The 26992-nt window shown below is 32.3% G+C and carries 24 protein-coding genes; 19 read left to right on the top strand and 5 right to left on the bottom strand.

Going from position 1 to position 26992, the window contains the following annotated elements; all coding sequences use genetic code 11:
- Positions 1–236: 236 nt before the first annotated feature.
- The 6 genes from AABD74_RS06520 to AABD74_RS06495 all read left to right on the top strand — a co-directional run bounded on the left by AABD74_RS06520 (position 237) and on the right by AABD74_RS06495 (position 7978).
- A complete protein-coding gene (locus AABD74_RS06520; RefSeq protein ID WP_406845024.1) occupies positions 237–1850 on the top strand; it encodes an AsmA family protein in 1614 nt (537 codons plus the stop codon).
- Positions 1789–2700: an AsmA-like C-terminal region-containing protein gene (locus AABD74_RS06515; RefSeq protein WP_406845023.1), complete on the top strand. Its 912-nt coding sequence runs from the start codon at positions 1789–1791 to the stop codon at positions 2698–2700. The genes AABD74_RS06520 and AABD74_RS06515 overlap by 62 nt, the downstream gene beginning before the upstream one ends.
- A 99-nt stretch (positions 2701–2799) precedes the next feature.
- Positions 2800–4389 (top strand): DNA cytosine methyltransferase, encoded by a 1590-nt coding sequence (locus AABD74_RS06510; protein ID WP_406845022.1) that lies wholly within the window; start codon positions 2800–2802, stop codon positions 4387–4389.
- Complete coding sequence (locus AABD74_RS06505) at positions 4389–7040, top strand: ATP-binding protein (protein WP_406845021.1); 2652 nt, start codon at positions 4389–4391, stop codon at positions 7038–7040. Before AABD74_RS06510 ends, AABD74_RS06505 begins: the two co-directional genes overlap by 1 nt.
- 8 nt (positions 7041–7048) lie before the next feature.
- Positions 7049–7453: a hypothetical protein gene (locus AABD74_RS06500; protein WP_406845020.1), complete on the top strand. Its 405-nt coding sequence runs from the start codon at positions 7049–7051 to the stop codon at positions 7451–7453.
- Positions 7454–7552: 99 nt separating this feature from the next.
- A complete protein-coding gene (locus AABD74_RS06495; RefSeq protein ID WP_406845019.1) occupies positions 7553–7978 on the top strand; it encodes a very short patch repair endonuclease in 426 nt (141 codons plus the stop codon).
- 33 nt (positions 7979–8011) lie between these two features.
- Here AABD74_RS06495 and AABD74_RS06490 read toward each other — a convergent pair whose 3' ends face one another.
- On the bottom strand, positions 8012–8248 hold the full coding sequence (locus tag AABD74_RS06490) for a hypothetical protein (protein ID WP_406845018.1): 237 nt from the start codon (positions 8246–8248) through the stop codon (positions 8012–8014).
- 347 nt (positions 8249–8595) lie between these two features.
- Between AABD74_RS06490 and AABD74_RS06485 the strand changes: the two genes are divergently transcribed.
- The gene (locus AABD74_RS06485) at positions 8596–8910 is read left to right on the top strand and encodes an HPF/RaiA family ribosome-associated protein (protein ID WP_053469929.1); all 315 of its coding nucleotides are present in this window, start codon (positions 8596–8598) and stop codon (positions 8908–8910) included.
- 138 nt (positions 8911–9048) lie between these two features.
- Here the strand turns inward: AABD74_RS06485 and AABD74_RS06480 are convergent, their stop codons facing one another.
- Positions 9049–9726: a hypothetical protein gene (locus AABD74_RS06480; RefSeq protein WP_406845017.1), complete on the bottom strand. Its 678-nt coding sequence runs from the start codon at positions 9724–9726 to the stop codon at positions 9049–9051.
- A gap of 242 nt (positions 9727–9968) precedes the next feature.
- On the opposite strand from AABD74_RS06480, the gene AABD74_RS06475 reads away from it, so the two are divergent.
- The 5 genes from AABD74_RS06475 to AABD74_RS06455 all read left to right on the top strand — a co-directional run bounded on the left by AABD74_RS06475 (position 9969) and on the right by AABD74_RS06455 (position 14386).
- A complete protein-coding gene (locus AABD74_RS06475; protein WP_232677443.1) occupies positions 9969–10457 on the top strand; it encodes a nuclear transport factor 2 family protein in 489 nt (162 codons plus the stop codon).
- 262 nt (positions 10458–10719) lie between these two features.
- Entirely contained in the window at positions 10720–12102 is a 1383-nt protein-coding gene (locus AABD74_RS06470) for an ammonium transporter (RefSeq protein WP_406845016.1), read from the top strand.
- Between the two features lie 399 nt (positions 12103–12501).
- Positions 12502–13179 carry a tRNA (guanosine(46)-N7)-methyltransferase TrmB gene (gene trmB, locus AABD74_RS06465; RefSeq protein WP_232677457.1) on the top strand — a complete coding sequence of 226 codons (678 nt, stop codon included), beginning with the start codon at positions 12502–12504 and terminating at the stop codon, positions 13177–13179.
- Positions 13180–13220: 41 nt separating this feature from the next.
- Complete coding sequence (locus tag AABD74_RS06460; protein ID WP_232677466.1) at positions 13221–13859, top strand: LysE family transporter; 639 nt, start codon at positions 13221–13223, stop codon at positions 13857–13859.
- Positions 13860–14059: 200 nt separating this feature from the next.
- Positions 14060–14386, top strand: coding sequence for an MGMT family protein (locus tag AABD74_RS06455; protein ID WP_232677468.1), 327 nt, complete (start codon positions 14060–14062; stop codon positions 14384–14386).
- Positions 14387–14600: 214 nt separating this feature from the next.
- Here the strand turns inward: AABD74_RS06455 and AABD74_RS06450 are convergent, their stop codons facing one another.
- Entirely contained in the window at positions 14601–15926 is a 1326-nt protein-coding gene (locus tag AABD74_RS06450) for a sensor histidine kinase (protein WP_406845015.1), read from the bottom strand.
- Positions 15927–16144: 218 nt separating this feature from the next.
- The gene (locus AABD74_RS06445; protein WP_232677487.1) at positions 16145–17488 is read right to left on the bottom strand and encodes a sigma-54 dependent transcriptional regulator; all 1344 of its coding nucleotides are present in this window, start codon (positions 17486–17488) and stop codon (positions 16145–16147) included.
- A gap of 157 nt (positions 17489–17645) precedes the next feature.
- On the opposite strand from AABD74_RS06445, the gene AABD74_RS06440 reads away from it, so the two are divergent.
- The 3 genes from AABD74_RS06440 to AABD74_RS06430 all read left to right on the top strand — a co-directional run bounded on the left by AABD74_RS06440 (position 17646) and on the right by AABD74_RS06430 (position 22369).
- Positions 17646–18890, top strand: coding sequence for an efflux RND transporter periplasmic adaptor subunit (locus AABD74_RS06440; protein ID WP_406845014.1), 1245 nt, complete (start codon positions 17646–17648; stop codon positions 18888–18890).
- A gap of 198 nt (positions 18891–19088) precedes the next feature.
- Positions 19089–19796, top strand: coding sequence for an ABC transporter ATP-binding protein (locus AABD74_RS06435; RefSeq protein WP_232677500.1), 708 nt, complete (start codon positions 19089–19091; stop codon positions 19794–19796).
- A gap of 137 nt (positions 19797–19933) precedes the next feature.
- Entirely contained in the window at positions 19934–22369 is a 2436-nt protein-coding gene (locus AABD74_RS06430; RefSeq protein WP_406845013.1) for an ABC transporter permease, read from the top strand.
- Between the two features lie 63 nt (positions 22370–22432).
- On the opposite strand, the gene AABD74_RS06425 is transcribed toward AABD74_RS06430, so the two are convergent.
- On the bottom strand, positions 22433–24052 hold the full coding sequence (locus AABD74_RS06425) for a murein L,D-transpeptidase (protein WP_232677509.1): 1620 nt from the start codon (positions 24050–24052) through the stop codon (positions 22433–22435).
- A gap of 419 nt (positions 24053–24471) precedes the next feature.
- Between AABD74_RS06425 and AABD74_RS06420 the strand changes: the two genes are divergently transcribed.
- The 4 genes from AABD74_RS06420 (at position 24472) to AABD74_RS06405 (ending at position 26977) form a co-directional block, all read left to right on the top strand.
- Positions 24472–25602 carry an Mrp/NBP35 family ATP-binding protein gene (locus tag AABD74_RS06420; protein WP_232677511.1) on the top strand — a complete coding sequence of 377 codons (1131 nt, stop codon included), beginning with the start codon at positions 24472–24474 and terminating at the stop codon, positions 25600–25602.
- A 67-nt stretch (positions 25603–25669) separates the two neighbouring features.
- The gene (locus AABD74_RS06415; RefSeq protein WP_053469915.1) at positions 25670–25909 is read left to right on the top strand and encodes a NifU family protein; all 240 of its coding nucleotides are present in this window, start codon (positions 25670–25672) and stop codon (positions 25907–25909) included.
- 214 nt (positions 25910–26123) lie between these two features.
- Positions 26124–26603 (top strand): hypothetical protein, encoded by a 480-nt coding sequence (locus AABD74_RS06410; protein WP_232677513.1) that lies wholly within the window; start codon positions 26124–26126, stop codon positions 26601–26603.
- A 56-nt stretch (positions 26604–26659) separates the two neighbouring features.
- A complete protein-coding gene (locus AABD74_RS06405) occupies positions 26660–26977 on the top strand; it encodes a 2Fe-2S iron-sulfur cluster-binding protein (protein WP_232677515.1) in 318 nt (105 codons plus the stop codon).
- The last annotated feature ends 15 nt before the right edge of the window (positions 26978–26992 follow it).

Raw genomic sequence — 26992 nt, 5'->3', positions numbered from 1 at the left:
ATTATTTTTCTTTAAAGTTATTCTCAGCTTTCGTCTCGGGAGACTTTTAATACTTGCAAAACTGAGGTACAAAGTTAAAAATTAAAAACAAATCATACACCATAAGCAAATTAGTTTTGATTATAAAAGTATCGTCAATAATTATATTGCTAAAAATTAAAATAATTGTAAGTTTTAACTTATATTTGAAATTACTCAATTTTATCTTATCTATAATGGGCAGGAAATTCATCAAAATGCACACAACATTACATAACGTAACAACATTTTTTCAATCGGCAGGGTTTAAAAAATACGCCAAACGATTTGGTATTTTTGTCATTGCCTTAGTTGGAATACTTTTGCTGGCTTGCGGCGGATTAGCTTTATATTTCAACCAAAATAAATCAGAAATTATAGCTAAAATAAACACAAAAATTAATGAAAACATAAACGGAAAGTTTCATATTGGCGATTTTCAATATAAGTTTCTAACCGGTTTACCTAATTTCACTTTAGCTTTAAAAGATGTCGAACTCAAAGACAACAAATGGGATACCCATCACCATACTTTACTAAAAGCACAGGAAATTGAAGCACGTTTAAATGTTTGGAATTTACTGCGAAAAGAAATCAACATTCATAAAATACTGATTAACGACGCCGATATTTATATTTATAAAACCAAAGATGGCTACACAAACTCTGATATTTTTAAACCAAAAAAGAAAAAATCTCCCAAAAATAAATCAAAACCCGAAACTACAATCGACGAAATTGACCTCAATGATGTTCATATTATTATTGATAATCAATTAGGAAATAAATTGTTTGATTTTGGTGTTCATAATTTAAACTCAAAAGTTGAGTATAACGGAGACGACTGGAATACCGATTTATTTTTAGATACTCAAATAAACAGTTTAGCCTTTAATACCGTTCACGGAAGTTTTGCCAAACAAAAAGAACTCAAAGGAACTCTGGCTGTTTCTTATCAAGCCGACAAACAAAAAATCGATGTTTCAACCAAAAACTTAAAAATTGGCTCTGATTCATTTGATATTGCGGCTTATTTTAACGTGGGTAAAACCAATTCCCTTTTCGGAATCAATATTAATACGCGTATTTTATGGAGTAACGCTTCACATTTATTATCTGGAAATATTAGTTCTAAATTGAATCGATTTGATTTGAAAAAACCAATCAATGTAAACTGCGATCTGAAAGGTGATTTAAATGTTCACGATGATCCTAAAATCGTGGTTCAGGCTGTAGCCAAAAACAACGAACTCACCATTCCCGACGGACGAATTGACAAATGTAATTTCAGAGGAATTTTTACAAACAATTTCAAACCAAAAAATGGGTTTAACGATCCAAACTCGGCTGTAATTTTAACCCAATTTTCGGGAGAATATCAAAATATCCCGCTTTCAATTCCGCAAGTTGTAATTAGCAATCTCGAGAAGCCCATCGCAACCGGAATCGTAAGTTCTGATTTTGATATCGAAAGACTCAACGAAGTAAGCAACGAAAAGTGGATACATTTCTCTGAAGGCCACGCCAAAGCAAATTTAAAATTTCAGTTTGATATTGTTGATCTATACATTAAAAAACCAAAGTTTATAGGAAATGTCGATGTCGATAACGCTTCGTTTCATTATATCCCGAAAAATGTTCACGCAGTAAAAACAAACATTCATCTTGATTTTACAGAGAAGGCTTTGCTTATTAAACAAATCGCTTACAAACACAAAAAGAATACAATTTTTATAGAAGGAAAAATCGATAATTTCTTAAATTTATATTATGATGCACCCGAAAGTTATGGTTGTGAACTGGAACATTTACTGTCCCAATATCGATCTTAAACAATTTCTTGGTGTTTTGGCAACTTCTCAAAAAAAGAAAACAGCTGTAAAAAATAATAAAAAAACAACTATTTCAAGTCATTTGCGAAACGTAATCGAAAATTGTATTGTTGTAATTGATATTAAAGCAGATAAAATCAATTATAACAAACTAACCGCAACTAACACAACTGCAAGGATCTCAATGCAGGATTCTAAGTTGGTTATAAAAAATGGTTCGCTTCAAACTTCTGGCGGAAGCATTACTTTTAACAGCGAGCTTTTACCAAGCGGGAAAAATTATGCTTTTAGCTCAAACGCTCAGGTAAACAGAGTTGATATTGCGAGTTTTTTAAAATCGTTCAACAACTTCGGAATCAAATCTTTTAATCCAAATAGCATAAAAGGCAGATTGACCAGCACAGCAAACGTAAACGGTTTTATCAACAGTCAAGGCGAATTATTAACCAATTCAATGCATGGAAAACTAGATTTCAAAGTCAATCAAGGTGCGTTACTCAACTTTGAGCCTATCGTAAAAATTGGCAAATTTGCTTTTCCGTTTCGCGATGTCAATAATATAACTTTCAGCGATTTATCCGGTCACCTTAATATGCGCGGCGAACAAATTGACATTAATAATCTAACCATAAGTTCAAACGTCCTAAACATCGATGTTGACGGAATTTATTCTTTCAGCCGAGGAACCAATCTCGCCCTCACAATCCCACTAAGAAATTCTAAAAACGATGCGAAACTCGCCAGCAAAGCCGAACGCGATGCGGTTCGGGAACGTGGAATTGTGCTTCATTTACTTGCTGTTGATGATGATGGGAAAATGAAGATTAAGTGGGGGAAGAAGGAGAGATAAATAAGTTTTTTCTTGTTATTAAAATAAACTTAAACTTTTTTTTAAAAGTTAGTATCTTAAACTATCTTTACATCTCTAAAAATAAATTATTATATTACATTGACACATATTGAGTTGTTTGCAGGATGCGGAGGAATGAGTCTAGGATTAGAAGCCGCTGGATTCGAATTGTTTTTTGCTAATGAATTATCTCCTATGGCAGGAGAAACTTTTGCTTATAATATATTAAAAGAAGATTTACATTCTCTTTCAAAACAAAAAAAAACTGCAAGTAGATCACTTTGGATTAAAAGTAATTACATTTCAGAAGATTTAGAAAATAGATTACGTGAAAATCCCTTTTCAACTTCAAAAGGAAAATTTTCGGATTTAAATAAAAATACAAGTTTAGAAGAAAAATTATTAATTGGAAATATTGATGATTTGTTAGATTTTTTTTCTCAAAATCCAAAAATTGTAAAAGAGCTTAAAGCAAAAAATATCGATCTAATTTCTGGTGGGCCACCCTGTCAAAGTTTTAGTTTAGCAGGTAGAAGAGAAAAAAACAATGATAAAAACCTTCTTCCTCTTTCTTTTGCAAAATTTGCAGGAATGGTACAACCTAAAACTGTTTTATTAGAAAATGTAAAAGGAATCACTTCTCCATTTACAGAAAACAAAAAAAAATACTATGCATGGTTAGAAGTTTCCAAAGCATTTGTTTTAGAGGGATTCATTCCTGTTTGTATGATGTTAAACTCTAAATATTTTGGAGTTCCTCAAAATAGACCTCGATTTATTTTACAGGCATACAGGAAAGACATATTTAATAAACTAATAAAATTTTACCCAAATAATGAAATTCTTTTAACATCTAAAAAATTCTATGATTTAGTAATTGAAAATAAGGAAAATTTAGAAAACATTTCTGAAAAAGAATTTAAGTATTACGATATTGAAAATCATCCCAATTTATTTGATGGTGTAATTCTCCCAAAGATCTCTCATTCTAATAATAACTTTATTAACACAAGCGATGCGATCGAAGATTTGAAAAACACATTCATCAAATACAAACTTAACAACACTGAAAATAAATATGTTAACTTCATTAATAATGCATTTTCCAAAGGCGTAGACAATCCAATTTACATCAAAAATCACGAAGTTAGAAAACATAATTTTATGGTAAAATCAAGATTTAGATTCTATCAAGTTATTGAACAATTTCAAAACGGGTTAAAAAAGGGAGCTACTGATTTATTGACAGGTAAAGACATTCCAAAAGAATTATTAAATAAACTGACAGCAGAATTTTCAAAGCATAAATTATTATTTATTGAAAATGGAAAAGAAATATCAAAAGTTCCCGCCAACATTGAAACAATTGAAACATTAATTAAATCTATTCCAACTCGTAAACATTCACAAAGGGCATTAAGAAGATCAGAACCAGCACCAGCACAATTAACTATCCCTGATGACTTATGCCATTATGATCAAAGCGAACCCCGTACATTAACCGTACGTGAAATGGCCAGATTTCAATCATTTCCGGATTGGTATGAATTTAGATCTAAAACAACAACAGGGGGAGATATGAGAAAATTTGAAGTGCCTCAATATACACAAGTAGGAAATGCAGTCCCTCCATTATTAGCAAAAGTTATTGGAGAAACCATTCAAAAACATTTAAAAGAAATTTTATAATGGCAAAATATGAAAGAATTCCTGGCGGAGAAAAGAATGACCTAACTGGGCAGCCTTTTAATAAAAAAGAGCTTGAAAAAATATGTGAGTTATATATTGAAATAGATGGAAAAGGAATTCATGAAAACAATCCAAAAATTCATATTCTAGCAAATGAACTAAACAGAACTGTTCGTTCAGTTGAAAATCAACTATTAGGTTTTAGAGCATATGTAACAAATAAATCTGGTCGAAAAAATTACAATTCCTTAATTCCAGAAATTTGGGAAGAAAAAAACTCTGAAATAAAAATTTCTCCAGAAAAAAATAGAATAATTAAAGAAAGGGAACTTTTTGATGAATTTAAATTTAGAATAAGTTCTCAGTTAAAAACCATATTAGGGAAAAACTTAATAACAGATGACTTTGTTGCTGTTTTTGAACTAGTAAAAAATTCGTTTGATGCACATGCAAAAAAAGTAAAAATAATTTTCGATCAAGATAAAATTACGATCTGGGATGATGGGAAAGGAATGAACAGGAGAGATATTATCGACAAATGGCTCTTTATTGCGTATTCTGCAAAAAATGAAGGTATTGAAGATGTAGAATTTGAAGAAGACAAAAACAAATCCTATAGAGATAGAATAAATCCAAACAGAAGCTATGCTGGTCAAAAGGGCATCGGAAGAATGGGTAGCGATCGACTAGGTTCAACACTAGAGATGACAACAAAAAAGATAAATGATTCAATTTATTGGAACTTAAAGTTTGACTGGGATGAATATGAAAATGATGCTTTAGATGAATTTGGAGATATCGAAATTAAATACAGTAATGCTAATTCCACAAAATTTAAAAATTTTGAAAATGGATTAATATTAGAAATTTCAAATCTTCGAAATGTATGGCCGAGAAAAAAAATTCTTGATCTCAAAAAATCCTTGGCCAAATTAATTAACCCATTTACTCTTCAGAATGAATTTTCTATTGAATTTATTAGTCAAAGAGAATTAAAAAAGGATCTTGAATCCGCTAATTCAATTGATATTGTGAACGGAGAAGTAAAAAACTTTGTTTTCGAAGCATTAAATATCGCTACAACTCAAATCAAAGTTTCTATTATGGAAGATGAAGATTTTATCGAAACAACCTTAATAGATAGAGGAAATCTAATATATAAGATAAAAGAACCTAATAAATATAAGCACATTCCTTCCAAATCAAATATTTTACTTTTTTATTTAAATACACATGCCAAGTCAAGTTTCACAAAAACAATGGGCATAACTTCCGCTGAATTTGGTTCGATATTCCTTTTTAATAATGGATTCAGAGTATTACCTTTTGGTGAACCGAACAATGATCCCTTTAATATAAATGAAAGAAAAGCTCAAGGTTATGCGAGATTTCTAGGAACCCGAGAGTTAATTGGGCAAGTTTCAATTTCAGAAAACACCGAACAATTTCAAGAAACTTCAAGTCGCGATGGTGGTCTGCTTAATAGCCCTGGTACAGAAGAACTACGTGATTTTTTTATTGAATCATTAAAAAAATTAGAGAGCTTTGTAGCTCCAATTTTATGGAAAATAAGTAAAAGGGTTGGCGACAATCAAGAAACACTAGATCTTACTGCTAAAAATCAAGTGTTAGATTTTGTTAAAAACATAGCGGGCAAAAAAAATATTCAACTAATAGAATATTCTGATGAGCTAATAAATTATATTACAGAGAATGTCGAAGAACAAAATTTACCCCAATTTGATACCCTTAGAGAAATTGCAATTCGCGCAAATGATAAAAAAGGATTATTAATTATTGACAATCAAGAAAGTGATTATAAAAAAGAAATCAAGAGAAGGAAAGAAGCTGAAAAAAAAGCCATAGATGAAGAAAACAGAAGGAAAGAAGCTGAAAAAAAAGCCATAGATGAGGAAAATAAACGTAAAGAAGCAGAAAATTCTTTAAAAGAAAAAGAATCTCAAAACCTGTTTTTAAAATCTGTGAAGTCACAAGAACTTGACGAAATAGTAAGTTTCATGCACAGTATTGGTATTTCAGCCGACATTTTAAATAATTACATTTCTGGTTTACACAAAAGGATTAATAGAAGAGAAAAAATTCCTAATGAAGTTATTGGAAATAAATTAAGGCAAATGAGTTTAGAAAACAGAAAAATCTTAGCTATTTCTCAATTTGCAACAAAGGCTAATTTTAAACTTTATGCAGAAGAAGTTGAAGGAGATATACTTGAATTTATTCATGAATATCTTAAAAATATTGTTATACCTATAAGATCGGAAGACATTGAGATTATCTCGAATAATCTGAACTCTAATCAAAATTCATTTATTTGTACTTTTAAGCCAATTGAAATTACTATAATAATTGACAATCTTGTCAGTAATTCAATAAGAGCCAAATCAACAAGAATGACCGTCGATTATGAAATTACAAAAGAAAATTTAAATGTTAATTTCAGAGATGACGGAATTGGCATACCCGAAGAATCTGTAAAAAATATATTTGACTTGGGCTTTACAACTACATCAGGTTCCGGCTTAGGCCTTTTCCATGTTAATAGTATTATTGAATCTTCGGAAAACATGAATATAACTGTGAATAATAAAATAAAAAAAGGAGTAGAATTAATTTTAACATTTAAAAAATAAAGTAACGTATGATTAGAGTAATTGATATTATTTGGGTTGAAGACAAAATCGAATACCTTCCTTCAGTAGAAGATGAGATTAAAGAATTGGAAAAGGAATTTAAAGTAAAATTAAGTATTACAGAAAAGAACGATTCTAATGAATTTTCGAATATAGCATCTAATATACCTAGTGAATTATTATTTTGTGTAGATTATAATCTAAAAAATGAAGGTCATGGAATAGATGGAGACCAAGTTATTCAAAACATCCGATCAGTGAATCCAAACTGCAAAATTGTTTTTTATAGTGCTAAATTAAACCAAACTGAATTAAGAGAATTATTAGCTAATGAAGATAACTTTACTTACTGCGTATATAGACCAAATCTTATGTCTAAATTGAGAGAATTGCTTGAAGAGGAAATCATCTAAATATCAAATTCATACCAAAATAAGAAAATAAAATTTAAAACATAACTTGCGTTTATATTTCATTAATAATGAGTAAATTGTAATTAAAATTTACTCATTATGGACTTCCTAACTCCCGAACAACGATCCAAACTAATGAGTGCTATTCGAAGCACCAATACAAAAGACGAAGTTCGTTTAGCAAAAGCTTTATGGGCATTAGGATATCGATATCGTCGAAATAATAAAACAGTTTTTGGAAGACCCGATTTCACATTCAAAAAAATCAAATTAGCGATCTTTGTTGACGGAGAATTTTTCCATGGAAAAAACTGGGATATTGACAGAAATCGTATTAAAACAAATAGCGAATTCTGGATCAAAAAAATCGAACGAAACATGCAAAGAGATATCGAAGTAAACACCTATTTAGAATCTCAAAACTGGAAGATTTTACGATTCTGGAGCAACGATATCAAAAAGAATTTAGATGCGTGTATTCTCGAAATTCAAAACGCAATAAACGGAAGACAATCCACAAAATAAAAAAGCCACTTCGCAGTGGCTTTTTACATTTTCTTAATCTTCAACCTCAAAATAAGGATTCAAAATCTCGGCTAATTCATTCAGCCAATAATAACCTTTTTCAAGATTTATTTTTTCCGTCTGAAAGGTTTCGCAATCCCGAATTATACTTAAAGCAATTAAATAATTGATTTGTCGAATAGCTTTTGCCAGACTTTCTGGATCAACTGTTTGGTTGAAGAAATCTGTTAAACGAGATTCGGTTTCTTTGGAAAGGGTGTTTGTACTCATTTTTTTGCATTTTAGGAAATATAAAACCCGCATAGCTATAGGTGTCCTACGCTGCAAAAAGAGCGCTGCGGTTGTTTCCAATACCGCCACCATACCACACGGGCAAGAAGATTTTTCAAGTTCATATTTTTTGCATTTTAGGAATTGCAAATATATCAAAAAACCCGAGTGAATTATGTGGTTTTCTTACAATTTAGTTTACTCGTTGTTGTGGAGTTTCTAGTGCGATTCTTCCTTCTTCAGAATAAAAAATTAACACTAAAAATTTCATAATGTTTTATTAACTCGCTTGGCTTTTCTTTCTAAAATAAATAGATTTGAGAAACAAACATTAAATATAAACCGTTATGAAAATTCAAATCAATACCGACAAAAACATCGAAGGACACCAAAGATTAGAAAAATATTTCTCTGAAGAATTAGAAAAAGGTTTAGCCCGTTTTGAGGATAAAATCACACGCATTGAAGTACATTTTGGAGATGAAAATGGCGAGAAATTCAGCCTGAATGATAAAAAATGTGTTCTTGAAGTTCGTACAGCAAAATTACAGCCAATCACTGTAACTGAACATGCCGAAACTCTTGAAAAAGCTTTTAACGGTGCTTTGAGCAAAGCTAAAAAAACACTTACTACAACTTTCGAAAAACTGAAAGCACACTAAATTTCAAAATACATAAAAAAAGACGTTTCAGATTGAAACGTCTTTTTTTATGTATTTTGAAAAGGTACAAAGGTTCAAAGTTTTCTTTGCGCTTGTTTTACTTTGCACCTTTGTCACTTTGCATCTTTGCAACTCTTCTTATGATTTTGGCAGCGGAGCTCCTACGGCGATATCGCAGCGATGGCCTGGTTGTCCGTGTGCCGGATTCATTCCTTCTGCAACTGTTTTATTGGCATCTGTGCTTAATAGAGCCGGAACTGGATTTCCTGCAGGAACGGTTACATTTTGTGTCATTGTTCCGCCTTGTGGTGTCGAAGCTGCAGGAGTAGTTTTAGCCGCTACTGGAGAATTTAAAGGCGCTCCAACCGGAATATCACATCTATGCCCCGGCTGTCCGTGCGATGGATTCATTCCTTTTCCAACTTTTACAGGCGTAGCTACTGTAGTAGTAACCACATTTTTTTGATTCGGATTTACTTGTACTGTCTGTCCTGCTTGCGCTGGAACTTGTTGTACTTGCTGCACTTGTTGTGTTGGCGCAGAATTTAAAGGTGCTCCAACTGCAATATCACAGCGGTGTCCCGGCTGTCCGTGAGCCGGATTTAATCCTTTTGTATCGCTTAAAACGGTATTCGGATTTGAAGGTGAAGCCTGAGTCTGCTGAACTACTGAAGGCGTTTTCGTTGTATCTTTTGCAAGTCCAAGTCTTACCAATTCAGATGTTGCAGTACTTTCCTGTGGTTCCAATTCCTTTTTGCAGGAAACAAAAAGTAATGAGGTTATAGCGAGTGAGCTTATAAAGATTTTCGGATTCATATTTGGGATATTTAAAGCACTCAAATATAATCACTTTTTGAGATTAAACCATATAAGTTATGTAAGATAATTTAAGTTTTAGGTCTCACAATATCGTAAAGCTTTTTTGCCCACAGATTTCACAGATTAGGCAGGTTATTGAAAAATTTATCTGCGTTTAATCTGTTTAAACCCGCAAAATCCGTGTGCCATTACACAACGGTTTAAAAATTCCTTACCTTTAAAATAAAATACTATATTCCATGAAAAAAACAATTCTACTACTTTTATTCGTTGCTTCTTTTGCAAATGCTCAAACCGACAAAGACAAAATCAATCAAACTCTTGATGCGTGGCACAAAGCTGCCGGCGAGGTAAAATTTGATGCTTATTTTAATACTTTGGCCAATGATGCGATTTACATAGGAACTGATGCAACCGAAAACTGGACAAAAAAAGAATTTCAAATTTGGGCAAAACCGTTTTTCGACAAAGGGACAACCTGGAATTTTAAAGCGCTTGAACGTCATATCTTTTTTGACAAATCAGGAAAAACAGCTTGGTTTGATGAATTATTGGATACACAAATGAAAATCTGCCGCGGTTCTGGAGTTTTGGTAAAAGTGGGGAAAGAATGGAAAATTCAGCATTATGTATTATCAATGACAATTCCGAATAATGAAGTTGATGCCGTAACCAAAATAAAAGCACCAATTGAAGATATTTTGATTGCGAAGCTTCAAAAAAAATAAACATTTTTATGCTTTATTCTTATAAACATAACTTTTATAAGGCTTTATTAGCATCGCTATTAAATTAATTATAATATAATTGATAATATTAGGTGTGTTTTGGAATCATAAAATGAAAAACTATTAAAAAAGCGATCAATATTTTACAAATTCAACCAAAATTAAAACACAACCACTATTTTAACAGCCCCTAAAATCTAAATATTTAATTTTTTTTAACTTTGACCCCAAAAAAAATAGGGTTAAATAAAGTATTTGAAAAATGAAAATAGAAAAGCGCTGGATCATTTCCTTTATCATTATTAGCATTGTTTGTATTATTGGCGCATTTTGGCCAACTGTTACCGAAAACAGTTATGTATTATCTGAATTTGACACAACCGATCATATCGTTCCTGCGGATGTTGCCTGGATGCTGACTTCTTGTTGCCTGGTTTTAATCATGACACCAGGATTGTCTTTTTTTTATGGCGGAATGGTAGGCCGCAAAAATGTGATTTCGACAATGCTACAAAGTTTTATCTGTCTTGGTGTTGTTACACTTTTATGGGTTGTTGTGGCTTTTAGTCTTGCATTTGGAGAACCTGTAGGTTTTGGTTCTGGAGATCACTTTTATAGTTTTTTCGGAAATCCAGCCACTTTTGCTTTTATGGATTATGTAAACATCTTGCCTCATAAGCAATTAGCGAATACAATTCCGTTTATGTTGTTTGCATTGTTCCAAATGAAGTTTGCCATTATCGCTCCTGCAATTATTACGGGTTCGTTTGCAGAACGTGTTCGTTTTATATCGTATTTACTTTTCATCAGTTTGTTTACCATTTTTATTTATGCGCCTTTGTGTCATTCGGTTTGGTATCCTACAGGTATTTTAGGAAGTTATTTTGGAGTTAAAGATTTCGCTGGAGGAACCGTAGTTCATATGAGTTCTGGTTTTGCAGCTTTAGCGGGAGTTTTGGTTTTAGGAAAAAGAAAAAACAGTCAGCATATTCCAACCAATATTCCGTTTGTATTATTAGGAACGGGAATGTTATGGTTTGGCTGGTTCGGATTCAACGCTGGTTCTGCGCTTGCAGCCAACGGAACTGCTGCTATGGCTTTTGCAACGACTACAACATCATCGGCAGCAGCCATGTTAACCTGGGTTTTCTTCGATAGAATGAACGGAAGAAAAGTTTCTGCTCTTGGAGCTTGTATTGGAGCTGTTGTAGGTTTGGTAGCGATTACTCCAGCCGCAGGATTTGTTTCAGTTCCTGAAAGTATGTTCTTCGGATTCGTTACGGCTTTGGTTTCAAACTCTGTTGTAAATTGCCGTTTATCAAAAAGATTTGATGATACTCTTGATGTTTTTGCCTGTCACGGTGTTGGAGGAATTATGGGGATGATTTTAACCGCAATTTTTGCGCATGGTGAAAATGCAAGTTTATTACACGGAGGCTGGAATGTATTTGCACATCATATGATTGCCTTAGTTCTGGTTTCAATCTTTACTTTCTTCGGAGCTTATTTCTTATTTAAAGTAACAAATTTCATTATTCCGCTTCGTGTTTCTGAAGAAAACGAACATATCGGATTGGATTTATCGCAGCACGACGAAACATTAGATCCAAAATTAAAACCAATTACAGAACCGCATTACGGTTGAAAATAAAGTTTTACCACAAATTACACGAATTTCCACGAATCTTTTTCACTCATACCGATTAAATTAATTCGTGGAAATTAGTAATTCGTGGCAAACAATTTAAAAACATATAGTCCCTAGGGGACATTTTTATCGATATCCATTTTTTTTCTACCGATATTTTACTCCTAACGGAGTATATTTAAAACAATATTTCACGACTAAGAAGTATCTCGTAGAGATTGAATATTGGTAAAAACAAATAATCTGCATCTTGAAGTTGTCCCTACGGGACAACACAGATTAATGTTTAGAAAAATCTTTTTAATCCTTAAAATCTGTGGCAAAAAACTTTAAAACCCAATTGCACTATTTTCATTCGTTTATATTGCTTAATTTTGCTGAAAATTTTTGTAAAAAGTGGGAAGTAAAAATAAACTAAAAAGATTCAGAGAAAACGAAACATTTCAAAACGTTTTTCAACCAACAAGAGAAGAAGTTGTAGGCAATTTAATGCCTTTGAGAGGAAAATGGAATTCGGATTTCTTTAAAAATGATAATCCTCTGGTTTTAGAATTAGGATGTGGAAAAGGTGAATACTCAGTTGGATTAGCAGAAAAATATCCCAACAAAAATTTTATCGGAATTGACATTAAAGGTGCTCGTTTCTGGCGTGGTGCTAAAACTGCCGTGGAAACCGGTCTTCATAATGTTGCTTTTGTTCGTACTCAAATCGAACTTATCAATCATATTTTTGATGAAAATGAAGTGGATGAAATCTGGATTACTTTTCCGGATCCGCAGATAAAATACAAAAGAACAAAACACAGAATGACGAATTCTGAGTTCTTGAAATTGTATAAAAAAATCCTTAAAAAAGACGGTGTCGTAAACCTTAAAACCGACAGCGAATTTATGCACGGTTATACGCTTGGACTGCTTCACGGAGAAGGCCATGAAGTTTTGTATGCCAACCATAATGTATACAGAAATGAAGGAAGCCCGGAGGAAGTTACTGCTTTTCAAACATTTTATGAAAAACAATATTTAGAAATTAACAAGGCAATTACGTATATTCGTTTTAAAATTAAAGACTAATTTAATTTTGAAAAACATCTTTTAATCGCTTAAACAACTGAATGGTATATCTTACTCCATTACTTTCAGGCTTTATTGCCGCTGCAATTGGTATTATTCCGCCGGGATTAATCAATATGACGGCAGCCAAAACAAACCTTAAAGAAGGAAAAAAGAATGCTTTATGGTTTGTTATCGGTGCAGTTTTGGTGATTTTTTGTCAGGTTTATGTTGCGGTTTTATTTGCACAGGTAATCGACAATCGTCCAGATGTTGTTACTTTGTTACGTGAAATAGGTTTTGTTATTTTTTCGATTTTAACAATATACTTTTTGTTTATTGCCAAAGAGCCAAAAACCAAAAAGAAATCGAAGATTAAAAAGAGTAGTAAAAAAAGTCGTTTCTTCTTGGGAATCCTGCTTTCTGCACTAAACTTTTTTCCCATTCCGTATTATGTTGTAGTAAGTGTAACTTTGGCGTCTTACAATCTTTTTGTATTTGAAAACAGCATTATTTTCACTTTTGTTTTAGGATCTGTTTTGGGTTCGTTTGCTGTTTTGTACAGTTATATCGCTTTCTTTGGAAAGATAGAAAAGAAAACCGATTACTTAATGCGAAACATGAATACTATTATTGGAAGTATTACAGGGTTAGTTGCCATTGTAACGCTTTTTAATATTTTGAATTATTATTTCGGGTAAAAATTTTATAGGCCACAGATTATACGGATTAAAATGATTTTTTTACTTTGTGGTTAAATGTTTTACACGGATTTATTTAGCATATCTAAAAGGATTTTTTTATTTAATATTAATCTGTTTAAATCTCCAAAATCTGCGGGAAACTTAAATTTTATAGAGAAAGTAAAAAATCCTTGTAATCTGTGGCAAAAAAAATAATTATGGCTGAGGAAAATTTTTTCGAAAGAGTTTATATCGTTGCCAGACAAATTCCGTTTGGAAGAGTAACTTCTTATGGAGCAATTGCAAAGGCTTTAGGAACTGCACGTTCAGCACGAATGGTGGGCTGGGCAATGAATGCATGCCATAATATGGATGACGTTCCGGCACACAGGGTTGTAAATCAAAAAGGGCTTTTAACTGGAAAACATCATTTTGACGGAACTAATTTAATGCAGCAGCTTTTAGAAAACGAAGGGATTAAAGTAGTAAACAATCAAATCGTCGATTTCGAAAAACACTTTTGGAAACCTGAAGTACAGTATTAAATGTTTCACCATATAAGTCATATAAGTTCATTTTAGAGCTTCCTGTAAGGTTTTTAAAACCTTGCAGGCATAAATTCTTTCAAATAATCTATAATTGGTAACTATAAAAATACCTACAAGGTTTTGGAAACCTTGCAGGAGACCCGAATGAAACTTTTTAAAAATTGAATACTAATACTTTTTAAATGAACTTATATAACTTATATGGTTCATTTTAAATCAAGCAGATTACAAAACTTGTTTTATCTTCATCTGTTTGGTAGCTTAAGTAGCCGCCGTGCGCTTCGATAATGTTTTTAGAAAGCGTAAGTCCAATTCCGGCGCCGTCTTTTCTGGTGGTGAAGAAAGGAAGGAATATTTTGTCCTGAATTTCTGGATCGATTCCTTTTCCGTTATCCGAAATTGAAATGAAAAAGCGATTGTTTTCGGTGTAACTCGAAACATACATTTTCTTTTCGTTTTTCTCTTTTAAAGCATAAACACTATTGGTAATCAAATTAATAATTACCTGTTCCATTTGGTTTTTATCAATCATAATAGAACGTGAACTGTGAATATCGTTTATCAATTCGATATTTTCTGCTTTCAAAATCGGACTCATAATTCGGAGGCAGTCTTCGAAAAGAGCATTTATTGGCGTCATTTGTTTCGTCGGCGTTGGCAGCATGGCGAGTTTACGGTAATTCTCTACAAAAACCTGCAAATGATCACTTCGGTTTATTATAGTCGAAATACTGCTTTTAATGTCGTCAAAATCGTCTTCTTCTAAACTTTCCTGATCGACAATATGGAGTAAATTCTGCGAAAGCGCACGAATTGGCGTCAAGGAATTCATTAATTCATGCGAAATAATTTTCATCAAATTAATCCACGCTTCTTTTTCTTTTTTCTCAATAACACGCTGGATACTGTCTAACAAAATAATAAAATATTCTTTGTTATATGTTTGTGTTCGGGAAGTCTGCAGCATAAAAGTCTGCAGATCCTCCTCTTCTATTTTAATCGAAATTGCCGATTTTAATTCGCTGAAATCTGTTTTTTCAATTTCATTACAAAGTGATCGCAGGTAATTTTTAAGATATTTCCAATGGCTTACTTTTGGAACTTTAAATAAATCAGAGAAACAGTCATTCATCAAAAATATATCCCAATCTTCGTTTTCTCTTTCAAGGATTAACGCTGCTGTGTCAATATTATTTAAAAGCGAACGGTAAATCATTTCTTTTGATGTCTGTTCTTGCTGCTGCACTTTTAAATTTTCATATAAAAGATAGAGGTTTTTAAAATTGTCTTTTTTATTCTCTTCGGGAAAATTGGTAGAAAAATCATTCTGAAGAATCGAAAGCAGTGTTCTGTCGTAAAACTGGAGTTCATTTTTTACATAAAAATACATTTCGGCTAAGAATATAAAAGCAAAAAAGCCAACTAAAAGTGCGTTGTAATAGAACATTTTATAGATTAAAAAAACGCAAATAAAAAAGAGAATCATGACAAACAAGACTCTTACGAACAAGGCGTTATAAAATTTCCAGTTTTTCATTTAATGTTTTTTAGCCACAGATTATTTTTTGCCACAGATTAAAAGGATTAAAAAGATTTTTTTTCAAATCTGTGTGAAACTAAATTTCAAATACAAGAGGAAAATCATTTTAATCCGTGAAATCTGTGGTCCTAATTATTTTAGTTTCACGCAGATTCTACAGATTTAAGCAGATAAAAAAATCTTTTTAATCCTTTTAATCTGTGGCATAAATTATCTTAGTTTTTTAAATCGTATTTTTCAATCCTCCTGTACAAAGCGGCTCTTGATAATCCTAATTCTTCGGCAGTTTTTGAGATGTTTCCGTGATGTTTAAAAAGTGCTTTCTCGATTGCTGTTTTTTCCATTTCAGATAATGGATTATCATCATTTTCCTGAATTTCTTCAAAATCCAGAATATCTAAATCGGTTACAGAAATGGTATTGTTTTCGGCTAAAATAAGAGCGCGTTCAATTTTATTTTCCATTTCACGAACATTTCCTTTCCATGGATATTTTTCTAAATATGGTGCAGCATTTTCTTCAAAACGCCAGTTTTCCTGATTGTATTTTTCGGCAATACTTTCTAAAATAAAATTAGCCATCGGAACAATATCATCTTTTCGTTCCCGAAGCGACGGCAGATTTATTTCCATCGTATTAATTCTATAAAGCAAATCTTCTCTAAAGGTTTTACTTTTTACCTCAGCTTTGATATCGTTATTTGTTGCCGAAATTATTCTGACATTTAAAGGTCTTGCTTTGCTTTCTCCCAAGCGTGTAACGGTTTTAGTCTGCAAAACGTGCAATAATTTTGATTGCAGATGAAGCGGAATATTCCCAATTTCATCCAGAAAAATGGTTCCGTTTTGCGCCATTTCAAATCTTCCGGGCGTATCGGTTTTGGCATCTGTAAAAGCGCCTTTTGCGTATCCAAAAAGTTCGCTTTCGAATAAATTATCACTTAAGGAGCCTAAATCTACATGAATAAAAGGTTCTTTTTTTCTGGCTGAATTTTGGTGGATAAACTCCGCAAAAACATATTTTCCGGTTCCGTTTTCTCCTAAAATCAAAACGTTTGCATCTGTTTTGGCTACTTTCTCTGCAATAGAATAAGCTTGTTTTATTTTTTGAGATGTGCCTACAAAATACCGTTTCTCTGTTTTTTCAACAACTTGTTTTTTGCTGTTTTTTCGGCTTTCGGCGACAGCCTTATCAATTATTTCGAGTAATTTTTCGTTGTGCCAGGGTTTTAAAACATAATCAAAAGCGCCAATTTTTATTCCTTCAACAGCTGTATCAATTTTCCCGAAAGCGGTCATCAAAATCACAATTGTGTTTGGTGAAAGTGTTTTTATTTCTTTGAGCCAATGAATTCCTTCTCGTCCATCTTCAAAACCAATTCTATAATTCATATCCAGCAAAACAACATTTATTTCATTTTCACTCAAAATTGAAATGATTTTTTTAGGGCTGTTTGTCGTAAAAATCGTTTCAAAATGTTTTTTGAGAATCATTTTTGCCGAAAAAAGAATTTCTTCCTGATCGTCAACAACTAATATTTGGGCTTGTTTTTTTCTCATGCTGTATTTTTTCGTCCGATTTTGAACGGTCAACTGTTCATTATCGAACACTCTTTTTTTGGATGTTTTTTAAAGCCTCTTTAAAATCAGGGCTTTGCAAAAAATAAATTTTATGGCACAGAATTTACCTATTGATTATCAGTAAATTATTTAAAAAATGGACACGATAATTCCTCGTAAAAATAGAAAATTTAGATATCTCACAATAGCAATTGTAGTTTTTTTAGTTTTGGCTGCAATTCTCTTTTTTTCTTTTAATTCAAAAAGAAGTTTAAATGTAAAAGCAGAGGAACTTTCGATACATAAAGTTGAAAAAGCTTTTTTTGAAGATTTTGTGGTTTTCCAGGCAAAAGTTGAGCCGTTAAATGTAATGCTTGTAAACGTTACAGAAGGAGGATCTGTAAAAGAGATTTTTGTAGAAAACGGTGCAATGGTTACAAAAGGGCAATCGCTGGCTCGTTTGTACAACCCGAATACTGAATTGAATTATTTGACTCAGGAAACAGCAATTATCGAACAGATCAACAATTTGAATACAGGAAAACTAAACATTAGAAATCAGGAATTGAATTTGACCAAAGATTTAGTTTTAATTGAACACGATTATAACGACGCCAAAAGGTTATATGATTTGAATGCAAAATTGTTTGCCAAAGATGTGATTTCAAAAAACGACTGGAATACTTTTAAGGAAAGTCTTCGTTTTCAGGAAGAGCGTAAAAAAACGATTCAGCAAAGTATTCAAAAGGAAAAACAATCGAATCAATTGCAGATTTCTCAAATTAACCGTTCGATTCAAACGATGGAAAAAAGCTTGGATATTTTAAGAAATAACAAAAAGAATTTCTTGATTACTGCTCCAGAATCTGGCCGATTGACTTCTTTTGAACCTGTTTTAGGAAAAACGTTTCAGGCTGGGGAAAGCATCGGGAAAATTGATTCTAAAAAAGGATATAAATTATCTGCCGATGTTGATGAGTTTTATTTAGAGAAAATTCGCGAAGGTTTAAAAGGTCAGGTTGAATTTAAAGGAAAAACACTTGAAGTTGTGGTTACTAAAGTAATTCCGGAAGTTAAAAACGGGCATTTTATTGTAGAATTAGCTTTTACTTCTAAAGAAGATATTGCTTTACAAGACGGTTTAAGTTTTGGAGTTAAATTGATTTTATCTGAGAAAAACAAAATACTGGTAGTACAAAAAGGAAGCTTTAACCAGGAAACTGCAGGGAAATGGATTTTTGTAGTAAAAGGAAATAAAGCCGAAAGAAGAAATATAAAATTAGGAAGAGAAAATCCTTCGTATTATGAAGTTCTGGAAGGTTTGAAAGAAGGTGAATCTGTGATTATTTCTTCTTATTCAGATTATAAAGATATTGAGGAATTATCGATTCAGTCGCAGTAATTTTTAAGTAATCAGTGTTCAGATTTTAGTGTTCAGTCGCGGTTTAATAAAAAAAGTCTGCCACGAATTTGCACTAATTATTATGAGCATTACGAAAAATATTCATTCGTGAAAATTCGTGAAATTCGTGGCGAAACAAAAAATATAAAAACATCAATCATCAATCAAAAAACGTAATTAATAACTAATCTTTAAAATATGATAACGATACAAAATTTAACCAAAGTATTTAGAACCGAAGAAGTTGAAACTGCTGCTTTAAGCGGTATTAATGTAGAAATTAAAAAAGGAGATTTTTTAACGATTATGGGGCCTTCCGGCTGCGGGAAATCTACTTTACTAAATATTATCGGACTTTTAGACAGCGCTACTGACGGGAGTTACAAATTGCTGAATCAGGAAATGATTAACTTAAAAGAGAAAGGAAGAGCTGCAGTTCGCAAAGAAAATATTGGTTTTATTTTTCAGAATTTCAACTTGATCGATGAGCTTTCAGTTTATGATAATATCGAACTGCCTTTGCTTTATAACAATGTAAAAGCATCAGACAGAAAACAAAAAATTGAGGCTATTGCCGAGAAATTAAATATTTCGCACCGTTTAAAACATTTTCCGCAGCAGCTTTCGGGAGGTCAGCAGCAAAGGGTTGCGGTTGCAAGAGCTTTGGTTAATGATCCGAAAATTATTCTGGCCGATGAACCAACAGGAAATCTGGACAGTAAAAACGGTAATGAGGTAATGGAACTTTTAACTGATTTACATGCTAAAGGTGCCACAATTTTGATGGTTACCCACTCTGATTATGATGCTTCTTTTTCGCAAAGAACGATTCATATGAAAGACGGTGTTATATTCTCTGAAAAACTAAATCAGAGAAATGTTGATGTTTTTATGGACGCTAAATAATCGAAAAAATGATAAAATTTGTTATTACTGCAATCTTAGTTCTGGTGGGATTTGTTTGCAAAATTTTTACTCTTCTATAAAAGGCAAAACCAGCCTTTAGACCAAAAAATAATTAATGTAATTATAAAACTTATACCATGATTTTTAACTGGTTTAAAATATTTATTTATCATTTAAGGCAAAGCAAATTGTTTTCGCTTTTAAATGTTTTAGGATTAAGCATTGGGGTTGCCAGCGTGATTTTTGCCATTTTATACTGGAATAATGAACACGCTTACGATCAATGGAATCCCGAAAAGGAAAACACGTATCAGGTTCTAAACAAAATTGGAATGACTGGCAATACATGGGCATCAAATTCAATACCCTTTGGAGAAACCTGTAAAGCTACAATTCCTGAAATTGAATCTATTTGTTTTTTTAACAATACCTGGTATGACAACGCGCCAATAAAATACGGGAATAAAAAATTAATGGCTGATAAAATCACAGTTGCTGATAATGGTTTTTTTGATGTTTTTCCGTTTCCGATTATACAAGGTGCTAAAACCAATATTTTAAAAGAAGATAGCAGCGTTGCTATATCTGAAGAAGCTGCAAAATTACTTTTTAAGGATGAAGACCCAATTGGTAAATCAATTAATTATAACACTAAATATTATACTGTAAAGGCTGTTTATCGTTTAATGAGACCATCATCTATTGAGCCTAATTACGTTTTTGGCGGTGTTAGACGTGAAGGTGACAAAACAAGTTGGGGAAATTTCAATTATGGGCTTATGGTAAAAGCCAAAAAAGGAACAGATCCTGCTGTTCTTTTAAAGAAAATGCAAAATGTAAATTTTGTCAACAGAACATTAAAAGATGCGAAAGAAAGTGGTCAGACAGTTGAAAAATTCCTTAAGGAAAATGGCGAAACAATTGTTATAATCGATCAATTAAAAACGGCTCGTTTACATGGAACAAAATCTTCGCAAGGAATTAATTTTCCTGAAGGTAAAGGCAATTTGCAATTGCTTTATATCATGGTTGGTTTGTCCATTTTAATCTTGGTTTTATCATTAGTAAATTATATTAATCTCGCAACAGCATCGGCTATAAAAAGAGCTAAAGAAGTGGGTGTCCGCAAAATTGTAGGTGCCAGTAAAGGTCAGATTATTTCTCAATTTATTTTTGAAACTGCGATAATTGTTGCTCTTGCTATAATTTTTGCTTTAGCAATTGTAGAACTTTCTCTGCCTTATTACAACACTTTTTTGAAGAAAACTTTGACTATGAATGGCAGCGAATTTTACCTGCAGCTCATTTTGATTTTTGGATTAGTAATCATTCTTGCGGGTATATTCCCTGCCATTTATATCTCTAATTTTGAAACATTAAAAGTTTTAAAAGGTAATTTCTCCAGAAGCAAAAGCGGAATCTGGATTCGAAATTCGATGCTTATTTTTCAGTTTGGTATTGCTGCATTTTTTATCATTGGTGCTTTGATTGTAAATTCTCAGGTAGACTATATGATGAAGAAAGATCTTGGTTTTAGCGGTGATCAGGTAATTAGAATTCCTTTTAATTATCCTGAACGCAAACAAAGAACAGATAAATATCTTGCCATGAAGCAGGAAATCCTTAAAATATCTGGCGTTCAAAATATCTCTACTTTCGCCGGAACTTTTGGAAACAGTACAAACTCAAGTTCAGGATTTAATCATAATGGTATTATGGTTCAGCCCAGAAATGTTGAAATGGATTTTGGTTTTCTTGAAATGATGAAGATTAAAATTGTTCAGGGTCGTGATTTGTCACCGCAATTTGCATCAGACACGGTTAGTAATATGCTGATAAATGAAACCCTGGTTAAAACTTTAAACCTAAAAAATCCAATAAATACGGTTATAACATCTGGGTTTGGAGACGAAAAGCAAGGAAATTTGAAATTAAAAATCGTGGGGGTTGTAAAAGATTTTCATATTACTGGATTGCAGGATAAGGTACCGCCAATGGTTTTTGTCAATCTTAAAACTTTAAAATGGAACAATTTTAATAATGTTTATTTAAAAGTTTCTCCAAATAATTTATCTGAAACATTAGATAAATTAAAAATATATTGGGAGAAAAATGTAAACCCTGATTATCCTTTTGATTATGAATTTGTAAACAAAGGATTTGCAAAAACTTATGAGCAGCAAGTCAAACAAAAAGATTTATTTTTTATCCTGAATCTGGTTGTTATTACAATTGCCATTTTTGGATTGTTTGCTTTGGCATCATTTTCGATGGAGAGAAGATTAAAGGAAATCGCAATTAGAAAAACGCTTGGTGCAGAAACAGATGTTTTATTGAAAGAATTATCCAAACAATACATTATTTTCTGTTTTACAGGATTTGCAATTGGTATTGTTCCGGCTTATATTTTATTGCAGAAATGGCTGGAAGATTTTGCTTTCAGAATCAATGTTTCCACCGTTCCTTTTAGTATTGCACTTGTTTCGCTGTTAGTTCTTACTTTGCTGATTGTTTTGGCAAAAGCGTATCAGGTTACTAAAATAGACGTTCTAAAATATTTAAAATACGAATAAGCTTGTAGACCATTTTTTTAAAGAATCCCCGTCAGATATGAGAATCTTGACGGGGATTTGTTTTTATTTTAATGCAACAGAATCCGAATAGAGCAGTTTATCTAAACGTTTATCGCGATCATAAACATCTGGATAAAAACCAATTTCTCCGTCATCGTTTACCCAGGCGGTAAAATATCCTATATAAATCGGGATTTTATTTTTGAGCATGCAAGTAGTTTCTTTTTCTCCGCTCATCGCCTGGTTAATTTTATCAACCGGCCAGTCAGGATCATCTTTTAAGATCTCAATTGCCAGTTGTTTGGCTTCTTTTACATTAATACAGCCGTGGCTGAAAATACGTTTTTCAAATTCAAATAAACTTTTTGCAGGTGTGTCGTGCAGGTAAATATCATTTGGATTTGGAAACAAAAACTTGACTAATCCCAAAGAATTTTCCGGGCCTGGTTTTTGTCTTACATGGCCTCCATTCCATTCCATATTATGATCTGCGAGATAGTTTTTATCCTCGGCCATTTTTAACTTTAGTTCATTTTGAATAATGCTTGTTGGAACATACCAATACGGGCTAAAAACAATTCGGTCGATATTACCGCTAAAAATCACCGTTTCGGTCATACGTGTCCCTACAAAAACATCAGACACCAAATCATATTTTCCATTCTTTACATAAACCAATCTAAACGACGGAATATTTACCATTACATATTCATCAGCTTTTGCCAGTTTTGTTGGAATCCATCTGCAGCGCTCCATATTCAGCATAATAGTGCGGATTCGGTTTCCAATTGGTTCGTTCATCTGGTCGATTTGTTCTTTTGTAAAAGTATAATTCAGTTTAAGTCCGTATCGTTTTTTGTATTTTAAAACGGCGTCCATCATTTCCTGATCATAATATTGGCTTTTAGAATCTTCTTTTAAATCGCCAACCACAAACAAACGTTCTCTTATTTGCTGGATAACTTTTCCGCTGTCAAGAGGTTTTAACTCTTTGAAATTTGCTTCGTCAATCGCTATTTTTTTCCAAAGGCCCTTTTTTTCAATATTTCGATATCTTTGTAATACATCCTGAAGTTTATAATATTGGCTGAAAAGAAGGTTTTCATCCTTATTCAATCGACTTGGATCACCCATTAAGGAGTCTAAAATTCGATCATACGAAATTGTTTTGGTTGGAAGATACCAGCCAATTTTTTTCAAAGTCTGTGCATCTACGCCAGAATATACATTACTTGCATAAAATACATACATATTAGACAACAGCAGTTCTATATCAATCTGTGGAAGTTTATTAGAAACATTTTCATTAAAAACATCATCGACCAAGTTCATATAAGGCATTTCGGCGTCTATGCCTTGTTCTTCCAACAGACTTACTTTATGATATAATAAAGCCCCAAATTCGCTGACACTTTTATCATCATACCAAATCGTATTATAATCTTTCTTTTTATAAAGATCTTCTACATCTTTTTGATATTTTTTCAGCTTGGGGTACTTCGCATAAAAGCTGTTTATTGAAGCGGCATCAATTGTACCTAAAACAAACTTGTTTTTAAATTTAAAAACGTTTTCAAGTTTTGAATTTTCATTTTTAATGTTCGGAGTATGGCTTGCCGCATTAATAGAAAACATTAAAAAGCTACAAGCAATAATTACAGAAAGGGAAGTAAAATTTCGCATATTTTTAAAGTTTAAATTTTTAAAATAAAAATCGTTTCAAAAAATATCGAAAACTCATAAAGAAGCTCCAAAAATAAGTTTTCATACTTTTTTGTACTGTTTGGAAATCTTAGATTTAAGGCACTCAAATTTAATCAAGATAATCGACAATTCTTATATTTATTATCATAAATTTCATACATTTTTAAACAAATCTTATTTTAAAAAAATCATAACAAAAAAAGATTTCAAAACATCTCAATCTTATTTCGATACTTTTAAAATTTTGTATTCATCATTTTGACTAATCTCAATATCAATAAATACAATTTAAAAAAGTTCAAATCCGAACTTAATCTGTTATCTTTGCAGTCTGAAATCAGTTTAAATTAATATAGAATTTTAAATCGATTTCTTTCCATACATAATAGTACAATAAAATGAAATTAGATAGAAAAGAAATTCTTAAAGCTTTAGAAACAATCACTATAGCGGGAGAAGGAAAAAATATGGTCGAAAGCGGTGCGGTTGCTAACGTACTTACTTTTGGCGACGAAGTTGTAGTCGATTTAGTATTGCACACGCCAGCCATGCATATCAAAAAAAGGGCTGAGGATGATATTAAAAAAACGATTCACGAATTAATATCTGCTGATGCAAAAATTAAAGTAAATATTAAAGTAGAAACTCCTGAAAAAGTCGAAATTAAAGGTCGTGCAATTCCGGGAATCAAAAATATTATCGCCGTTGCTTCCGGAAAAGGAGGAGTTGGAAAATCGACTGTTACTGCAAATCTTGCCGTTACGCTTGCAAAAATGGGTTTTAAAGTTGGAGTTTTAGATGCCGATATTTACGGTCCTTCGATGCCGATTATGTTTGATGTTGAAAATGAAAAACCGGTTTCAATTACAATTGACGGAAAATCGAAAATGAAACCAATCGAAAGTTATGAAATTAAAATGCTTTCTATTGGATTTTTTACAGCACCAAGCCAGGCAGTAATCTGGAGAGGACCAATGGCTGCAAAAGCATTAAACCAGATGATTTTTGATGCAGACTGGGGAGAATTAGATTTTATGCTTCTTGATTTACCTCCGGGAACCGGAGATATTCACCTTTCTATCATGCAGTCTTTACCAATTACGGGAGCTGTTGTAGTAAGTACACCACAGGCTGTGGCTCTTGCCGATGCTAAAAAAGGAGTTTCGATGTTTATGCAGGATAATATTAATGTTCCTGTTTTGGGAATCATCGAAAACATGGCTTATTTTACGCCTGAAGAACTGCCAAATAATAAATATTATATCTTTGGACAAGAAGGAGCAAAAAATCTTGCTGCAGATTTAAATGTTCCGTTTTTAGGAGAAGTTCCAATTGTACAGTCTATTCGTGAAGCAGGCGATTACGGACGTCCTGCTGCTTTGCAGACAGCATCACCTATTGAAGCCGTTTTTGAAGAAATCACCAGAAACGTAGTTCAGGAAGTAGTAAACAGAAACGAAAGCCTTCCTGCTACTGAAGCAATTAAAATTACAACCATGGCAGGATGTTCTGCAGTAAAAAAGAACTAGATAATGAGATAATACGACAATTAGATAATTATCTAATTGACACATTTTCACAATTGACACATTAATTATGACAACAGAAGAATTAACAAATAATGTTTTATTGGCCTTAGACGAAATCAGGCCATTCTTAAAGTCTGACGGCGGAGATATTTCGCTAATCTCTATAGATGACGATAAACATGTAAAAGTTCGTCTTGAGGGTGCTTGCATAAGCTGCAGCGTAAATCAAATGACACTTAAAGCCGGAGTAGAAACAACTATAAAAAAATATGCACCGCAAATTGAGACTGTGGTAAATATTATGTAATAAAAAGGATATTTATCGTCCTGTTTTGTTTTACTGAATTAACAAGAATAATAGGCTTTAAGTGTTAATGTTTGTAAAATATCAATAAATCAGCTTTATTATTGCTGTTTTTTGAGGATTTCATAAAAAACAATGTAAAGATTTAAGAGTTTTAGTTAACTATTTGTTGCATTTTTAACTTAAATTTGTGACATAACCCTTAATCTTATATTTTATGAAGAAATTTTACGTTCTATTTTTATTAATGCTTTTTGCGTCAGGCATTTATGCGCAAAATAAAACAATTGTTGTTGACAAAGCATGGATAAGCGAAGCTGAAGAATGGTCAGATTTTACGTACGCTGGAAAAATTGTATTTTCAATTAACCCTGCTGATGTACCTGGAACTTTAAGTATTGGAAATTATGATTTCTTATACGATTTTGTCGATGGAAAAGGAAAATTTGCAAACAAAGCAACCTACAGTTCCGCTCAGTTTTTGAATCCAAGAAAGGTTTCTGCAACAACAGATAAACAAGGAGTTTTAAACTCTACTTACGAAGGCACATTAACTTTTCAATCTGATAGAGATTATTATTCAGTAGTTGCAATTATTACTATTCTTGAAAAAAACGATAGTATTTTAGGCGTAAAAATGCGTCTTAAAGAAAGCAATGGAAAAGAATACGCATTTAGTACAAAACCTGCAAGTTAGTATAAATAAAGGATTTTTTCACGTTATAAAATCCTATCATAAAATTCCCATAATAAATGGATGTATTAATAAAAATTAAAGATCGAGAAGGAGTTATACACGAATTACAGGCTCCGACTGATATGGCAATGAATATAATGGAGTTATGCAAAGCATACGAACTTCCTGTTGAAGGAACCTGTGGAGGAATGGCAATGTGTGCCTCCTGCCAGTGTTATGTTCTAAATGATATTGCATTACCAGAAATGGGAGATGAAGAAGAGGCTATGCTTTCGGAAGCGTTTTATGTTAAATCTAATAGCCGTTTAGGCTGTCAGATCCCAATTACTGAAGAATTAGAAGGACTCGAATTAGAACTGGCTCCGGAATATTAAAAAATACAAAAGCGA

It is taken from the genome of Flavobacterium soyae (assembly GCF_045348165.1).
In the GTDB taxonomy this organism is placed as follows: Bacteria; Bacteroidota; Bacteroidia; order Flavobacteriales; family Flavobacteriaceae; genus Flavobacterium; species Flavobacterium soyae.
The sequence above is the reverse complement of the archived record's forward strand: the minus strand, read 5'-3'. Positions and strand labels throughout refer to the sequence as shown.

What these genes read in the sequence shown, in the direction of transcription:
- AABD74_RS06520 (WP_406845024.1), top strand. Translation starts at nt 237, where the DNA reads ATGCACACAACATTACATAACGTAACAACATTTTTTCAATCGGCAGGG.
- AABD74_RS06515 (WP_406845023.1), top strand. Translation starts at nt 1,789, where the DNA reads ATGATGCACCCGAAAGTTATGGTTGTGAACTGGAACATTTACTGTCCC.
- AABD74_RS06505 (WP_406845021.1), top strand. Translation starts at nt 4,389, where the DNA reads ATGGCAAAATATGAAAGAATTCCTGGCGGAGAAAAGAATGACCTAACT.
- AABD74_RS06500 (WP_406845020.1), top strand. Translation starts at nt 7,049, where the DNA reads ATGATTAGAGTAATTGATATTATTTGGGTTGAAGACAAAATCGAATAC.
- AABD74_RS06495 (WP_406845019.1), top strand. Translation starts at nt 7,553, where the DNA reads ATGGACTTCCTAACTCCCGAACAACGATCCAAACTAATGAGTGCTATT.
- AABD74_RS06490 (WP_406845018.1), bottom strand. Translation starts at nt 8,248, where the DNA reads ATGAGTACAAACACCCTTTCCAAAGAAACCGAATCTCGTTTAACAGAT.
- AABD74_RS06485 (WP_053469929.1), top strand. Translation starts at nt 8,596, where the DNA reads ATGAAAATTCAAATCAATACCGACAAAAACATCGAAGGACACCAAAGA.
- AABD74_RS06480 (WP_406845017.1), bottom strand. Translation starts at nt 9,726, where the DNA reads ATGAATCCGAAAATCTTTATAAGCTCACTCGCTATAACCTCATTACTT.
- AABD74_RS06475 (WP_232677443.1), top strand. Translation starts at nt 9,969, where the DNA reads ATGAAAAAAACAATTCTACTACTTTTATTCGTTGCTTCTTTTGCAAAT.
- AABD74_RS06470 (WP_406845016.1), top strand. Translation starts at nt 10,720, where the DNA reads ATGAAAATAGAAAAGCGCTGGATCATTTCCTTTATCATTATTAGCATT.
- AABD74_RS06460 (WP_232677466.1), top strand. Translation starts at nt 13,221, where the DNA reads ATGGTATATCTTACTCCATTACTTTCAGGCTTTATTGCCGCTGCAATT.
- AABD74_RS06455 (WP_232677468.1), top strand. Translation starts at nt 14,060, where the DNA reads ATGGCTGAGGAAAATTTTTTCGAAAGAGTTTATATCGTTGCCAGACAA.
- AABD74_RS06450 (WP_406845015.1), bottom strand. Translation starts at nt 15,926, where the DNA reads ATGAAAAACTGGAAATTTTATAACGCCTTGTTCGTAAGAGTCTTGTTT.
- AABD74_RS06445 (WP_232677487.1), bottom strand. Translation starts at nt 17,488, where the DNA reads ATGAGAAAAAAACAAGCCCAAATATTAGTTGTTGACGATCAGGAAGAA.
- AABD74_RS06440 (WP_406845014.1), top strand. Translation starts at nt 17,646, where the DNA reads ATGGACACGATAATTCCTCGTAAAAATAGAAAATTTAGATATCTCACA.
- AABD74_RS06435 (WP_232677500.1), top strand. Translation starts at nt 19,089, where the DNA reads ATGATAACGATACAAAATTTAACCAAAGTATTTAGAACCGAAGAAGTT.
- AABD74_RS06430 (WP_406845013.1), top strand. Translation starts at nt 19,934, where the DNA reads ATGATTTTTAACTGGTTTAAAATATTTATTTATCATTTAAGGCAAAGC.
- AABD74_RS06425 (WP_232677509.1), bottom strand. Translation starts at nt 24,052, where the DNA reads ATGCGAAATTTTACTTCCCTTTCTGTAATTATTGCTTGTAGCTTTTTA.
- AABD74_RS06420 (WP_232677511.1), top strand. Translation starts at nt 24,472, where the DNA reads ATGAAATTAGATAGAAAAGAAATTCTTAAAGCTTTAGAAACAATCACT.
- AABD74_RS06415 (WP_053469915.1), top strand. Translation starts at nt 25,670, where the DNA reads ATGACAACAGAAGAATTAACAAATAATGTTTTATTGGCCTTAGACGAA.
- AABD74_RS06410 (WP_232677513.1), top strand. Translation starts at nt 26,124, where the DNA reads ATGAAGAAATTTTACGTTCTATTTTTATTAATGCTTTTTGCGTCAGGC.
- AABD74_RS06405 (WP_232677515.1), top strand. Translation starts at nt 26,660, where the DNA reads ATGGATGTATTAATAAAAATTAAAGATCGAGAAGGAGTTATACACGAA.